This is a genomic window from Mesorhizobium sp. Cs1299R1N1 (genome assembly GCF_037179655.1).
Taxonomy (GTDB): Bacteria; Pseudomonadota; Alphaproteobacteria; order Rhizobiales; family Rhizobiaceae; genus Mesorhizobium; species Mesorhizobium salmacidum.
The window spans coordinates 127,781-140,854 of the sequence record NZ_JAPYKR010000016.1 but is presented as its reverse complement, the minus strand read 5'-3'; the positions used below and the strand labels follow the sequence as shown (position 1 = coordinate 140,854).

Annotated in this window: 14 protein-coding genes, 1 tRNA gene and 1 pseudogene; 9 read left to right on the top strand and 7 right to left on the bottom strand. The window is 62.1% G+C overall.

Annotation, left to right across the window (positions count from 1 at the left end; all coding sequences use genetic code 11):
• Positions 1-171 precede the first annotated feature (171 nt).
• The gene (gene rpoZ / locus O7A70_RS28610; RefSeq protein WP_027144192.1) at positions 172-573 is read right to left on the bottom strand and encodes a DNA-directed RNA polymerase subunit omega; all 402 of its coding nucleotides are present in this window, start codon (positions 571-573) and stop codon (positions 172-174) included.
• A gap of 282 nt (positions 574-855) precedes the next feature.
• Here rpoZ and O7A70_RS28605 point away from each other — a divergent pair, with 282 nt between their 5' ends.
• Positions 856-1,437 carry a LabA-like NYN domain-containing protein gene (locus tag O7A70_RS28605; RefSeq protein WP_027144193.1) on the top strand — a complete coding sequence of 194 codons (582 nt, stop codon included), beginning with the start codon at positions 856-858 and terminating at the stop codon, positions 1,435-1,437.
• A gap of 11 nt (positions 1,438-1,448) precedes the next feature.
• The gene (locus O7A70_RS28600; protein ID WP_337143340.1) at positions 1,449-2,105 is read left to right on the top strand and encodes a uracil-DNA glycosylase; all 657 of its coding nucleotides are present in this window, start codon (positions 1,449-1,451) and stop codon (positions 2,103-2,105) included.
• A gap of 32 nt (positions 2,106-2,137) precedes the next feature.
• Here O7A70_RS28600 and O7A70_RS28595 read toward each other — a convergent pair whose 3' ends face one another.
• Positions 2,138-2,611, bottom strand: coding sequence for an Lrp/AsnC family transcriptional regulator (locus O7A70_RS28595; RefSeq protein WP_337107829.1), 474 nt, complete (start codon positions 2,609-2,611; stop codon positions 2,138-2,140).
• Positions 2,612-2,758: 147 nt separating this feature from the next.
• Here O7A70_RS28595 and O7A70_RS28590 point away from each other — a divergent pair, with 147 nt between their 5' ends.
• A complete protein-coding gene (locus O7A70_RS28590; RefSeq protein ID WP_337143339.1) occupies positions 2,759-3,682 on the top strand; it encodes a DMT family transporter in 924 nt (307 codons plus the stop codon).
• 61 nt (positions 3,683-3,743) lie between these two features.
• Here the strand turns inward: O7A70_RS28590 and O7A70_RS28585 are convergent, their stop codons facing one another.
• The 3 genes from O7A70_RS28585 to dapA all read right to left on the bottom strand — a co-directional run bounded on the left by O7A70_RS28585 (position 3,744) and on the right by dapA (position 6,137).
• Positions 3,744-4,454: a glycoside hydrolase family 25 protein gene (locus O7A70_RS28585; RefSeq protein WP_337143338.1), complete on the bottom strand. Its 711-nt coding sequence runs from the start codon at positions 4,452-4,454 to the stop codon at positions 3,744-3,746.
• 74 nt (positions 4,455-4,528) lie between these two features.
• Positions 4,529-5,008 (bottom strand): SsrA-binding protein SmpB, encoded by a 480-nt coding sequence (smpB, locus tag O7A70_RS28580; RefSeq protein ID WP_337143337.1) that lies wholly within the window; start codon positions 5,006-5,008, stop codon positions 4,529-4,531.
• 247 nt (positions 5,009-5,255) lie between these two features.
• On the bottom strand, positions 5,256-6,137 hold the full coding sequence (dapA, locus tag O7A70_RS28575) for a 4-hydroxy-tetrahydrodipicolinate synthase (RefSeq protein WP_337143344.1): 882 nt from the start codon (positions 6,135-6,137) through the stop codon (positions 5,256-5,258).
• Positions 6,138-6,487: 350 nt separating this feature from the next.
• On the opposite strand from dapA, the gene O7A70_RS28570 reads away from it, so the two are divergent.
• Positions 6,488-8,518, top strand: coding sequence for a lytic transglycosylase domain-containing protein (locus O7A70_RS28570; RefSeq protein WP_337143336.1), 2,031 nt, complete (start codon positions 6,488-6,490; stop codon positions 8,516-8,518).
• Positions 8,519-8,627: 109 nt separating this feature from the next.
• On the top strand, positions 8,628-9,527 hold the full coding sequence (locus O7A70_RS28565; RefSeq protein WP_337143335.1) for an alpha/beta fold hydrolase: 900 nt from the start codon (positions 8,628-8,630) through the stop codon (positions 9,525-9,527).
• 29 nt (positions 9,528-9,556) lie between these two features.
• Here the strand turns inward: O7A70_RS28565 and O7A70_RS28560 are convergent.
• A tRNA-Ser gene (locus tag O7A70_RS28560) sits at positions 9,557-9,647 on the bottom strand.
• Between the two features lie 156 nt (positions 9,648-9,803).
• Between O7A70_RS28560 and O7A70_RS28555 the strand changes: the two are divergent.
• Both O7A70_RS28555 and O7A70_RS28550 read left to right on the top strand, forming a co-directional pair.
• Positions 9,804-10,051 (top strand): annotated as a pseudogene (locus O7A70_RS28555) (porin); the annotation flags it as partial.
• A 136-nt stretch (positions 10,052-10,187) separates the two neighbouring features.
• A complete protein-coding gene (locus tag O7A70_RS28550) occupies positions 10,188-11,300 on the top strand; it encodes a pyridoxal phosphate-dependent aminotransferase (protein ID WP_337143334.1) in 1,113 nt (370 codons plus the stop codon).
• Here the strand turns inward: O7A70_RS28550 and O7A70_RS28545 are convergent.
• Positions 11,297-11,824 (bottom strand): MarR family transcriptional regulator, encoded by a 528-nt coding sequence (locus tag O7A70_RS28545; RefSeq protein ID WP_337143333.1) that lies wholly within the window; start codon positions 11,822-11,824, stop codon positions 11,297-11,299. The two genes, O7A70_RS28550 and O7A70_RS28545, sit on opposite strands and share 4 nt — an antisense overlap.
• Positions 11,825-12,005: 181 nt before the next feature.
• Between O7A70_RS28545 and O7A70_RS28540 the strand changes: the two genes are divergently transcribed.
• Positions 12,006-12,290 (top strand): acylphosphatase, encoded by a 285-nt coding sequence (locus O7A70_RS28540; RefSeq protein WP_337143332.1) that lies wholly within the window; start codon positions 12,006-12,008, stop codon positions 12,288-12,290.
• A 64-nt stretch (positions 12,291-12,354) separates the two neighbouring features.
• Positions 12,355-13,002, top strand: a complete 648-nt coding sequence (locus tag O7A70_RS28535; RefSeq protein WP_140746729.1) for a TetR/AcrR family transcriptional regulator — start codon at positions 12,355-12,357, stop codon at positions 13,000-13,002.
• Positions 13,003-13,074 lie beyond the last annotated feature (72 nt).

The following is a 13,074-nucleotide window of genomic DNA, read 5'->3' as shown; positions in this document are numbered from 1 at the left end:
CTAGGCCAGCGCTCACATATCCGCGCGCAAAAGGCCGGACATATGAGCGCAAGCGATCCGATCAAATCATCTTCAGCCAAAACCTTGCAAGCAGGGGGCCGTCCACATATGAGCACCGGAAGCGCAGAAAACGGCGCTAGGCGACCGGCTGGGTAGAATTATCAAAAGCTCTTAGTAGTCGTCGCTCTTTTCCGGGGGAACCAGACCTTCGATGCCGGCCAGCAGGTCTTCCTCGGTCATGCGATCGAAGGTGACGTTGTCCTCGGTGTCGTCAGCGTCGGCGGCGGCAACGGCACCGCCAGTCTGGTCGGCGATCACTTCGCCATCGGCTTCGGGCTCGTCGACCTCGACATGCTTCTGCAGCGAATGGATCAGATCTTCCTTGAGATCGTCGGGCGACAGCGTCTCGTCGGCAATCTCGCGCAGCGCGATGACCGGGTTCTTGTCGTTGTCGCGCGGCACGGTGATCTGCGCGCCCTGGCTGATCTGACGAGCGCGGTGGCCGGCCAGAAGCACCAGCTCGAAGCGGTTGTCGACCTTGTCGATGCAATCTTCAACGGTTACGCGGGCCATGGATTGCCCCTTTCATGCCTGGATGTAATGGAAAACAGGCGCGGTCCATAACCCGAACGGCGCCAAAATACAAGCATCATGGCAATGCGTGCCCACAGGGCAGCCCGCGTCCACGGTTCGGCGCCGCGATCACAATTGCTTGCAGTGCGCCACGCGCCCTTGGATTGCCACCAAACTGGCGTTATCTCGGTTGGTCCAAGGTCGGCCGGTTTATTATGGGCCTGACCGCTAGTCGCTACCGCATTTCGTTAGACGGCCGTTATTTCGAAAAGGACTATTTCCATGTTCGATCCCCGTGAAAAAATCGCCCTGTTCATCGACGGCGCCAATCTCTACGCCACCTCACGCGCGCTCGGGTTCGACATCGACTATCGCAAGCTTTTGGCGAGCTTCCACAAGCGCGGTTACCTGCTGCGCGCCTATTATTACACCGCGCTGGTCGAGGACCAGGAATACTCCTCGATCCGGCCGCTGATCGACTGGCTCGACTATAACGGCTTCAAGGTGGTGACCAAGCCGGCCAAGGAATTCACCGACTCAACCGGCCGCCGCAAGATCAAGGGCAATATGGACATCGAGCTCACCGTCGATGCGCTGGAACTCGCCGACGTCGTCGACCACTATGTCATATTCTCCGGAGACGGCGATTTCCGCACGCTGGTCGAGGCGCTGCAACGGCGTGGCCGCAAGGTGTCGATCGTCTCGACCATGGCCTCGCAGCCGCCGATGATCTCAGATGACCTGCGCCGCCAGGCGGACCATTTCATCGACCTGGCGACGCTGAAGAACGAAGTCGGCCGCGATCCCTCGGAGCGGCCCGTAAGGCGGCCCGAACCGGCTGAAGTCGATGAGGACGACTACTGAGGCCGGTCGACTTGACCATCCTCCCCGCTTCCGAACCCAGCCGCGACTGCCCACTCTGCCCGCGGTTGCATGACTTCATCGCCGAATGGCGGCAGCGCGAGCCGTCCTGGTTCAACGCGCCGGTGCCGACCTTCCTGCCATTGGGCGGCGAAGATACCGTCCGGCTTCTGATCGTCGGTCTGGCGCCTGGCTTGCGCGGCGCCAACCGCACCGGGCGCCCGTTCACCGGTGACTATGCCGGCGACCTGCTCTACTCGACGCTGATTGCCCACGGCTTCGCACGCGGCGAGTTCAAGGCGCGGCCCGATGATGGGCTGGAGCTCGTCGGCACGGCGATCACCAACGCGGTGCGCTGCGTGCCGCCGGAGAACAAGCCGGTGGGTGCGGAGATCGCCACATGCCGGACATTTCTGGTGCCGACGATCGCTCGCTTTCCCAACCTGCGCGCCGTGCTGGCGCTGGGATCGATCGCGCACCAGTCGACCGTACGGGCATTGGGCGGGCGCGTCGCCGCCTACCCGTTCAAACATGGCGGGCAATTGCCGGCCGGCGGCATTACGCTGTTTTCGAGCTATCATTGCTCACGCTACAACACCAATACCGGCGTGTTGACCGAAGACATGTTCGTCAGGGTGTTCAGCGAGATCGCCGCATTCCTGAAGAATTGAGGATCGGACACCGGGCGGTATCCGGTGCCTGCTCACACCGGCAGCAGGGCATCTGGTTTCACGTCGCCGATGGATGCATAGGTATGTGTTTCCTTCACTCCCGGCAGCGGCAGGATGACGCGTTTGAGAAAGTCCTGATAGTCGGCCATCTCGGCAATGCGGGCCTTCACGAGATAGTCGAAGCCGCCGACGACCATGTGGCATTCCAGAACCTCGGGCGCCTTTGCGACCGCCTCGGCGAAGCGGTCAAAGATATGCGGGGCCGTGTGATCGAGCCGCACCTCGATGAAGACAAGCATGCCGCGGCCAATCTTTGCCGGATTGAGCACCGCCCTGACGGCTGTGATGAACCCGTCGCGAAACAGGCGCTTCACGCGCTGGCTGGCGCCGGTCGGCGACAGGCCGACGCGCGCTGCCAGGTCAAGCGTGGTGCGGCGTCCATCTTCCTGCAGCAGTCGCAGAAGAGTTCGGTCGATGGCGTCCAGGTCGCCAGATTCAGAATTCACCTTCAAGCCACCTCTTTTGCGTGAATTACACTTGGAGTTGCGAAAAACAGCGTATTTCGTCGCGGCCATTTCGGCAATAGGCTGCGCTTCGTCGCGAACTCGGGACTCTCTCCTCCTGGCGACAATGAATATGACGGCAGAACTGACATGGCGGACGGACGAGACACGGCAAACACAAGACTGGCGGTGATCGCCGGCCTCGTCATGATCGCCATCTATGCGGCGCAGTTCGTCGCCGCCCGCTTCAGCCTCAGGGAGCATCTGACGCCCACCGACATGGCCAGCCTGCGCTTTGCCGGTGCCGGCGTGGTGTTCCTGCCGATCGTCTGGTGGCGCGGCCTGGCGACCCTGAAGGCGCTGGGCTGGCGACGTGGACTGACGTTGGCGGCACTGGCCGGTTTGCCCTACCCACTCATCATCAACTGGGGCCTGACCTATGCGCCCGCCGCCCATGGCGCGGCACTTTGCCCGGCCTCGATCGTGTTCTTCTCATTCCTGCTGTCCTTGTTCAGGGAAAGTGCTTCGCGGCAGCGGGTCATCGGTGTCGTCACGATCATCGCTGGGCTGCTGCTGTTCATCGCGCCGGCGCGCAGCGGTGCCGGCGATGTCCTCTTCGGCGATCTGCTGTTCATCGGATCGGGCGCGATGTTTTCCGCCTATGCTGCTCTTGTGCAGCGATGGCGCGTCGAACCCGTCACCGCAACGGCGACCGTCGTGATCTTGTCGTGCCTGCCGCTGCCGCTTCTCTGCCTGCTTGCACCAAGCGGCCTCCATGCCGCCGCAGGCGCCGAAATCGCCAGCCAGATCGTCATTCAAGGTCTTCTCGCGGGCGCTGCCGCAATGTTCCTCTACACCTACATTGTCGACCGATTGGGCTCGCAGGCTGCATCGCTGTTCCTGCCGGGTGTGCCGATCGCCACCGTGATGGTCGGCATGATCGTTCTTGGCGAGACCCCGCTGGCGATCCAATGCGTGGCCATCGCCATCATGGCCGCCGGGATGGGTTATTCGGCGACGGGTCGACGCGGCACCAGGGAAAATCTGGCTGTCCCGACATCAGTTGGATCGTGAATGGCTTCAGCGGCATGGCAGGCTTCTGAAGAACCGGCCGGCATCAGATCGGGTCTGTCCGTCAAGGTGCGGAGGTAAGCAGCGCCGCCAGTTTCTCCGGCCCACCCTTCAAAACGTTCAGGTCGACGTCCCCCTCTATGCCGTCCACGCGCCCGCTGTTGTGGTACTGCCAGTAGATCCAGTCACGGCGGTCCGGCTCCATGAGCAGCGAGCGCAGCCAGAGTGGGCGAGCGGCGATTTGCCCGGCATAGGCAGCCTCGGCTTCATCCGTCAGATAGATGATCGCCGGCTTGCCGAAGGCAGCCTCGACGGGTCCGAGGAAATCCCTCAGTTCGGTATTCAGTTGCTCGGCTGACAGGCGCTGCGGACAGTTGCCCCCGAACTCGATGTCGACGACCGGCGGCAGCAATGGCTGATCGTGCGGCACCACCGAGATAAAATTCCTGGCCTGGTCGGCGCCCGGCCGGCAGAAGGTGAAGAAATGATAGGCGCCGACGGCGAGCCCGGCGGCGCGGGCCTCGCGCAGATTGCCGGCGAAGGCATTATCGACATGGTCGCCGCCTTCAGTCGCCTTGATGACGGCGAAAGCCACATCATCGGCGGCAACACGCCGCCAGTCGATTTTGCCTTGATGATGGGAGACGTCGATGCCCCGGACCGGATATTCGCCCCGGTTGGGGGAGTAGGTGTGGAAATAGACCACGGCGCCCACCACAACGACGCATGCCAGGGCAAGACCGGCCAAGCCCCCGAGAACAATCCGCTTCTTCAAGACCATCCCCTGTAGGACTTGCCGTTATTCGATCTTGAAGCCCGATCGTTGGCTTTTTTCAGGCTGTCACCTGATCACCCACGTTCCTTGAGCAGCCGGCCCTTTTCGCGCGACCAGTCGCGTTGCTTCTCGGCCTCCCGCTTGTCATGCAGTTTCTTGCCGCGGCCAACTGCAAGCAGCAGCTTGGCGCGCCCTTGATCGTTGAAATAGATTTTCAGCGGCACCAGCGTCATGCCTTCGCGGTCGACGCTCTGCGATAGTTTTGCCATCTCGCGCTTGTTGAGCAGCAGTTTGCGGCGCCGGCGCGGCTCGTGGTTGAAGCGATTGGCCTGCAGGTATTCCGGCAGATAGGAATTGATCAGCCAGATCTCGCCGCCTTCGACCGAGGCATAGCTGTCCTGGATGTTAGCCTGGCCCTGGCGCAGCGACTTGACCTCGGTTCCGGTCAGCACCAGGCCTGTCTCGATCGTGTCGAGCACTTCATAGGAAAACCGCGCCTTGCGGTTTTCCGCAACGGTCTTGTTGTTGGGATCGGCTTTTCTGACTTGGTTCATAACGTCTAGAATCCGTTTCGAAACTCGCTCCTGCGAGTCAGATGATGGTGCTACTAGAGCGCCGCGCGTTTTCTAACGCGCAAAGGACGCTCTAGAAATCCGACTTTGCGCATGGTCCTTTCCGAAAGCGAAGTGCTTTCGGGGCCACGCGCGGAACCGGAGCGGAGCGTACATATAGTACGCAAGCACCGGAAGCGCAGGTGGCGCCTTCAGATGGCCGCAGGAGTAGAGTTTCCAAACGGGCTCGTTAATTAATCAAGCCGGCGTGCTTCATGGCCGCATCGATCTTTTCGGCCGTCGACTGCTCGATGGTGACCAGCGGCGAACGCAGGACGTTCTCGACCTTGCCCAGCTTCGACAACGCGTATTTGGCGCCGGACACGCCGGGCTCGATGAAGATCGCCTTGTGCAGCGGCAGCAAGCGGTCCTGCAGTTCCAGCGCCTTGGCGCTGTCGCCGGAGAGCGTCGCTTCCTGAAACTCGGCGCACAGCCGCGGCGCAACGTTCGAGGTCACCGAAATGCAGCCGACGCCGCCATGCGCGTTGAAGCCGAGTGCTGAGGCATCCTCGCCGGAAAGCTGGATGAAATCCTTGCCGCATGTCATGCGCTGCTCGGACACGCGCTCGACCTTGCCGGTCGCATCCTTGACGCCGACGATGTTCTTGAAGTCGTGCGCCAGCCGGCCCATCGTTTCCGGCGTCATGTCGATCACCGAGCGAGGCGGGATGTTGTAGATGATGATCGGCAGCTTGGTCGCCCTTGCGACGGCGGCGAAATGCTTGTAGAGGCCGCGCTGCGTCGGCTTATTGTAGTAGGGCGTGACGACCAGGGCGGCATCGGCACCGGCCTTTTCGGCATACTGCACAAGCCCAACAGCTTCCTCGGTGTTGTTGGAGCCGGCGCCTGCAACCACCGGAGCGCGGCCCTTGGCCACCTCGATGCAGACCTTGACGACATGGCGGTGCTCGTCATGCGACAGCGTCGGGGATTCGCCGGTGGTGCCTACCGGGACAAGGCCCGTGGTGCCTTCGCCAAGCTGCCATTCGACGAACGCGCGAAAGGCTTTCTCGTCGAAACGCCCGCTCTTTTCGAACGGTGTCACGAGCGCAGTAAGCGAGCCTCTCAGCATGTCGTCCAACTCCTTGGGACTTCTTGGTTCACGCATGTCGTGGTCCCAAAACCGGTATCCACTTTTGGGCGACATGCACTTTGTCGGTTATGCATGTCGTGGCCCCAAAACCGGTATCCACTTTTGGGCGACATGCATCGGTGTTTTGTCGTGCGCGCCTTCTAACCGAAAGCGAAGCGGCGCACCATAGTCTCGACATTGTTGCGCGGCAAGCATTGCCATGGTGCCAGCAAGCGTAATTCGAGCGGCCTCGATAACCCTTTGTTTACGAGCCCTTCACGACCTAAGCTTAGGCTTCAAGGCTTCTTCGCCCGCTGGTAAAATGCTGGACTAAGGAAAGACACGAAATCATGCCGCCCAGTCGGCCCCAGCTGTTCGCGCTTCTTGGCGCCATCGCCGCGCTGATGCCCGGCGTGGCGATCAGCGGCAGCGTCGATGTGCGGGTCACCTCGGCCATCCCGATGCCTGGTGTACAGGACAAGGCGCAACTGGACCCCTCACCGGCCGTCACGCTCCTGAAAAGCGGACTGGATGCGCTGGCTGCTGGAGATATTCCCGGCGCGCGCGTTGTGCGCGATGCGCTGCCCGCACAATCGCTCGACCAGCACATATTGGCCTGGGCGATCGCGCTCTACGGGGGCGACAACGTTCCGAGCGGCGACATCGCCACGGCCGCGAAGATGCTGCCCAACTGGCCGGGCACCGTTGCATTGCGCAAGAACAGCGAGCGCGCACTCTATCGCGAGAACCCGGCGGCGGATGTCGTCGTCAAGGCATTCGACGGCAGCCAGCCGCAGACATTCGAAGGCGTGATGGTTCTCGCGCGCGCCTATGTGTCGTCGGGCAACGCCAAGGCGGCACGATCGGTGCTGTCGCCGTTCTGGCGCACCGCGATCCTGGAAGCCAAGGACGAGACGGCTCTGATCAAGGAGTTCGGCAGCCTTGTTCCCGCCGCCGATCACCGTTTTCGCATGGAGCGCATGTTCTATGCCGACCGGGTGAATTCCGCCTTGCGTGTCGCCGGCCTCGCCGGCGCCCAGCAGCTTGCCGACGCCTGGGCGGCGGCCGACAAGGGCGACAAGAATGCTGCCAAACTATTGAAGACTGTGCCGGTGGCGCAACGCTCGGCCGGCTATTTCTTCGCGCAGGCTGAATATCTGCGCAAGCAGAAGGATTTTGCGGGCGCCGCGGCAATTGTCATGAAAGCGCCGGCAGACCGGGAATCCCTGGTCGATCCTGATGCCTGGTGGGTCGAACGCCGGGTGCTGTCGCGCGAACTGGTCGACCAGGGCGACATGAAGACCGCCTACAAAATAGTCGCCACGCATGCCGCCGAAAGCGCGGCCTATGCGGCGGAAGCCGAATTCCATGCCGGCTGGTATGCGCTGCGCGGCCTGAACGATCCCAAGCTCGCGGCGACGCATTTCGCGCGTATCGCCGACCTTGCCCAAGGGCCAATGACCCTGTCGCGCGCCTATTACTGGCTCGGCCGTGCGGCAGAAGTTGGCGGCCCCGGCAATGCCAAGGACTATTTTGGGCGTGCGGCGACCTACGGCACGACGTTTTACGGCCAGCTAGCCGCCGAACGCGTCGGCCGGCAGGCGCTCAACATCGTCTATCCCCAGCCAAGTGCCGCCGACCGGCAGAACTTTGCCGGCCGCGAGGCCGTCTCGGCCATCAAGCGCCTGCAGGAGGCAGGCTACGACCGTTATGCCGAAACGCTCTATCGCGACCTTGCCGGGCAGTTGACCAGCCCGGGTGAACTGGCGCTGCTCGCTGTCCTTGCCGAAAAGCAGGACAACCATTTCATGGCGCTGAAAATCGGCAAGATCGCCGGGGCGCGCGGCATCGATGTCGGCGCGCTGTCGCATCCGCTCGGCGTCATCCCCGATTCGGCCAATATTTCCGGTTCGGGCAAGGCGCTGGCCTATGCGATCGCCCGCCAGGAAAGCGAATTCAATATCGGCGCCGTATCCAGTGCCGGCGCACGCGGACTGCTGCAGCTGATGCCGGGAACCGCCAAGCAATTGGCGAAGAAGGCCGGATTACAGTTTTCGCAGACCAGGCTGACGACCGACGCCGGCTACAATGCAACGCTTGGTTCGGCGTTCCTCGGCGAACAGCTCGATCGCTTCAATGGCTCGTACGTATTGACCTTCGCGGGCTACAATGCCGGCCCGACCCGAGCCAGCCAGTGGGTGTCGAAATACGGTGATCCGCGCGGCAAGGACATCGATGCGGTGGTGGACTGGATCGAGCGGATTCCTTACACGGAAACAAGAAGTTACGTGCAGCGCGTGATGGAGAATTACGAGGTCTACAAGATGCGTATTTCCGGCAAGTACGACATCGTCGGCGATCTCGTGAACGGGCGCAGCTGAGCGCTCTTGCCCTCCCCTTGCGTGGAGAAGGAGGAGCTTTTCCCGTTTGACCCTCCCGCGCTCCGTCTGTAGCAGTCGTGGACGATCCTTCGGCCAAAGAGCCCGTCCCTTGTCGAGCAATCCAGATTTCTCCGACTTCTTCTATGCGGCGCCAGATGGGCTGAGACTTCACGCGCGCGTCTATGGCGAAGCGAACTCCGCACATTGGCCGGTCGTCTGTCTGCCTGGCTTGACGCGTAACGCGCGGGATTTTCACGAGCTTGCGCTCCATCTCTCGACGCGATCCGACCTTGCGCGCAAGGTCGTCGCTTTCGACTACCGCGGACGCGGGCAGTCGGCCTACGATCCCGATGTCAGCCACTATAATGTCGGCATCGAAGCCGGCGACGTCCTTGCCGGGCTGGCGGCGCTCGGCATCGAACAGGCGGCCTTCATCGGTACCTCGCGCGGGGGGCTGATCATCCATGTGCTTGGCGCGATGCAGCCGGCGGCGCTGAAAGCCATCGTGCTCAACGACATCGGGCCAGTGATCGAACCCGCGGGTCTCGCTCACATCCAGTCCTATCTCGAACGCGCACCGAAGCCGAAAACCCTGGCCGAGGCGATGGCTGCCCAGCGCAGCGTTCACGGCCAGGATTTTCCAGCGCTAACCGAGGGCGACTGGGAACGAATGGTGCGCGCGATCTATCGCGAGACGAATCAAGGGCTGCTGCCCGATTTCGATTCGAAGCTTGTCGACACGGTTGCCAATCTCGACCTGTCACAGCCGTTGCCGCCTCTCTGGCAGCAGTTCGATGCGTTGGCGGCCATACCACTGCTCGTCATACGCGGCGCCAATTCGAGGCTGTTGTCGCCTGAAACGTTGGAGGAGATGCGAAAGCGTCATCCCGGCACCAGGACAATCACCGTTCCAGATCAGGGCCACGCCCCCTTCCTGGAGACCGGCAACCTGCCCACCGACATCGCGCTCTTTCTGGATCAAGCAGAGGCACGGAAAAGCCCAAGATAAGCCCAAGACCAACCAACGTCTGCGGGCCATGGCGGAGAGGATGGGATTCGAACCCACGAGAAGCTTTTGACCTCTACTCCCTTAGCAGGGGAGCGCCTTCGACCACTCGGCCACCTCTCCGTTGAGCCGCTGGATAAAGAAAAGCGCCGGCACAATCAACAAGCCCGCGTCATTATATGGAAAAATAACAGCGTACCGAGCCGCTGCCTTCCCAGGTGCGGCGGTTCTGCGGCAATTCCCTGGCTGTCGACTCCAGGCCCTGCCATGATTTCCGGCTGGCGGCCGCGGGGCGGCGGCACCTACAAGTTCAACGACAAGATCTCGTTCAACGCTCAGGTTTCGTATGACGCTGGAAGAACCTCGGCATCGCCGCGCGCATAGCCCATGACGTTGTTCCCGGCTTTACGGTCACGGCCGAAGTCGACTATCAGAACGTCGGTAGCGATCATCTGACGCGGGCCTGGGACGGCGCCGAAAAGAAGAGCAATATCGGCGGCATTCTCCGCTTTCAGCGCTCGTTCTAAAACATTTCGGCTTATTGAAATCGGAGCCGGCGGGGGCCGCCGGGTCTTTTGCATTTACAGCGATGCTCTATCGCGCAGCTTGCACCGGCCAGTGGCGCGCGTTAGCAAGAAGGCTCCTTCCAAGCGAGCCTTCGACATGCCTCTGCGCCCTGCCCTCTCGCCGCTCATCGCCGCACTCCCGTCGACGGTTCCGTTTGTCGGCCCCGAAGCGCAGGAACGTGAACGCGGGCGCGCTTTCCGTGCCCGCATCGGTGCCAATGAAAGCAGCTTTGGCCCCTCGCCGCGCGTCATCGCCCGCATGGAGAGTGTCGCGCGCGACCAGTGGATGTATTGCGACCCGGACAATTACGATTTGAAAGTCGCGGCGGCCGCTCATCACAATGTGGCGGTCGAGAACGTCGTTGTCGGCGAAGGCATCGACGGCCTGCTCAGCCTGGTGGCGCGCATGTATGTGGCGCCTGGCGATGCCGTGGTCACCTCGCTCGGCGCCTATCCGACCTTCAACTTCCACATTGCCGGTGTCGGCGGCCGGCTGGTGACCGTCCCTTACGAGAACGATCGCGAAAGCCTGGACGGTCTGCTCGCGACGGTCGTCAGGGAGAAGGCGCCGCTGGTCTATCTGTCCAACCCGGACAATCCGATGGGCAGCTGGTGGGAAGCCGACGAGGTCATCGGCTTCATACAAGCCTTGCCGGAAAGCACCATGCTGGTGCTCGACGAGGCCTATGGCGAACTGGGGCCGGCCTCGGCCCTGCCGCCGATCGACATCTCGCGGCCAAACGTCATCCGCATGCGAACTTTTTCGAAGGCCTACGGACTTGCCGGCATACGGTGCGGCTATGCGTTGGCCGAGACGCAAGTGATCAGCGACTTCGAGAAGATCCGCAACCACTACGGCGTCAGCCGCATGGCGCAGATCGCCGGCGTCGAGGCGCTCGCCGATCAGACCTATCTCGAGACGGTGGTGGCCCGGGTGGCCGCCGGACGGCGGCGCATCGCTGATATTGCCGAACAGAATGGGTTGAAGCCGCTCGCCTCGGCGACCAATTTCGTCACCATCGATTGCGGCCATGACGGTACTTTCGCTCTGAAAGTGCTGCAGGGATTGTTGTCGCGCGACGTCTTCATCCGCAAGCCGATGGCGCCAGGGCTCGACCGCTGCATCCGCGTCAGTGTCGGTCTCGATCACGAACTGGATATCTTCGCCGAGGAATTGCCCGGCGCATTGGCAGCGGTGCGCGGAAACTAGGGCGCTTCACGGCGCTCAGGAGGCATCGCTGCGCCGAGCAGGTGCCTGACACGCGTCAGCACATCAGACAACTCCGCGGCTTCCCTGTCATTCAGCCCCGCGGTCAGGCAGGCAAGATCACGATCCGTGGCCGCATGAAGGGCTGCAAGCGCGGCCTGGCCGCGCGCGGTGAGCGATAGGACACGCGGCCGCAGGGGCGCGGGACCGGTGCACATTTCAGTCAGGCCGGCGGCAGAGAATTTGCGAAGGATTCTCGCGACATAGGCAGCATCCACTTGGAGGTCCCAGGCGATCGCGGAGGCCACCGTTTCGACATCGAGCCGAAACGCTCGCGCCAGAAAACCTGTCTTGCCGCCGGGATTGGTGGCGCTATGGCGAGGGCGGTGGCCGATCTCGAACAGCACCCGCGCCTCGGTCAGGGTATAGGCGCTGTGCATCAACGTCTCGTCGAGCAACCCGATCAGGCCGGTGTAGAACCGGTTGAAGTGGCGGATATCGCGGACCAATCCATTCCGATCGCGCATGCCAGGTGCCTCCCGTGAAATTGCCAGCCACAGAGATGATCGCTATCAATTGACTTAGTCAACTATTTACCAGATCGAGTCATCCATTTTCCGCAAAGAATCCAGGTTCCCGATTGGATAGCACCTCAAGCCAGTTGCCTTCGTTCGGCGCTGCGCCAGACTCTATGCAAGGGAGCGAGCCATGAGTGACCGGAAAAGGGCAGTGCAGGCGCGCGTATATGGCAAGGTCCAAGGCGTCGGCTACAGGATCTGGGCGCGAGGCGAAGCGACAAGGCTCGAGCTGCTGGGCTGGGTGCGCAACGAAAGAGACGGCTCGGTTACAGCATGGCTTACCGGCGCCGACGCGGCTGTCGCGACCATGATCGAACGGCTTCGGCAAGGCCCGCCCGGCGCTGCGGTCTCGCGGATCGATCTGGAGGAGTTGGAGACCTGGACCACGCCTGGAGATTTCAGGATCATGACGTAGACGGATTTCTCTTCCCTTGAATTAATTGAACGTTCGTTTTATTATTGCCGTCAACGAGGCGATGATGGCACGCACCACAGGATCAGACGGCGAGCGAACCGAAGCGGCAGTCCGCGAGGCGGCGGTCAACCTGATTGCGCGCTATGGCTATGAAGCGATGTCGATGCGCCAGTTGGCCGCCGAGGTCGGCGTGCAGGCAGCCGCGCTCTACCGCTATTTCCCGACCAAGGAAGACCTGCTGTTCACGCTGATGCGCGACCATATGCAAGGGCTTCGCGAAGCGTGGGAGCACTCCAGGCCGGCCGGCGCGGATCCGGCGCGGCAGCTTGCCGCCTATGTGCGCAACCACATCGCCTTTCATATCGGGCGCCGCCACGCCACGCATGTGTCGAACATGGAATTGCGCAGCCTGTCGCCCGACAGGCTGACACAGATCCTGCGCATGCGCACGGCCTACGAAAAGGAACTGCGTTCGATCCTGCGCGATGGCGCCGAGGCTGGTATTTTCAGCATCGAGGACACCGGCCTGACGGCCATGGCGCTGATCCAGATGATGACCGGCGTCATCGTTTGGTTCCGGCCGGGCGAGCGATTGTCCATCGCCGAGGTCACGGAGACATACCTTTCGATGACAATGCGCCTGGTCGGCGCGAGGATGGCTACCGATACTACAGCGCCGCGCGTCCCTTCGGATGCGCAAAGTATGCTGTAGACTTTAATTTCGCGCATGATCCTTGCCGAAAGTCGAAGTCGATTTTCGGGGGGTCATGCGGCAGGAGGAACG

What these genes read in the sequence shown, in the direction of transcription:
- rpoZ (WP_027144192.1), bottom strand. Translation starts at nt 573, where the DNA reads ATGGCCCGCGTAACCGTTGAAGATTGCATCGACAAGGTCGACAACCGC.
- O7A70_RS28605 (WP_027144193.1), top strand. Translation starts at nt 856, where the DNA reads ATGTTCGATCCCCGTGAAAAAATCGCCCTGTTCATCGACGGCGCCAAT.
- O7A70_RS28590 (WP_337143339.1), top strand. Translation starts at nt 2,759, where the DNA reads ATGGCGGACGGACGAGACACGGCAAACACAAGACTGGCGGTGATCGCC.
- smpB (WP_337143337.1), bottom strand. Translation starts at nt 5,008, where the DNA reads ATGAACCAAGTCAGAAAAGCCGATCCCAACAACAAGACCGTTGCGGAA.
- dapA (WP_337143344.1), bottom strand. Translation starts at nt 6,137, where the DNA reads ATGCTGAGAGGCTCGCTTACTGCGCTCGTGACACCGTTCGAAAAGAGC.
- O7A70_RS28570 (WP_337143336.1), top strand. Translation starts at nt 6,488, where the DNA reads ATGCCGCCCAGTCGGCCCCAGCTGTTCGCGCTTCTTGGCGCCATCGCC.
- O7A70_RS28550 (WP_337143334.1), top strand. Translation starts at nt 10,188, where the DNA reads ATGCCTCTGCGCCCTGCCCTCTCGCCGCTCATCGCCGCACTCCCGTCG.
- O7A70_RS28545 (WP_337143333.1), bottom strand. Translation starts at nt 11,824, where the DNA reads ATGCGCGATCGGAATGGATTGGTCCGCGATATCCGCCACTTCAACCGG.
- O7A70_RS28540 (WP_337143332.1), top strand. Translation starts at nt 12,006, where the DNA reads ATGAGTGACCGGAAAAGGGCAGTGCAGGCGCGCGTATATGGCAAGGTC.
- O7A70_RS28535 (WP_140746729.1), top strand. Translation starts at nt 12,355, where the DNA reads ATGGCACGCACCACAGGATCAGACGGCGAGCGAACCGAAGCGGCAGTC.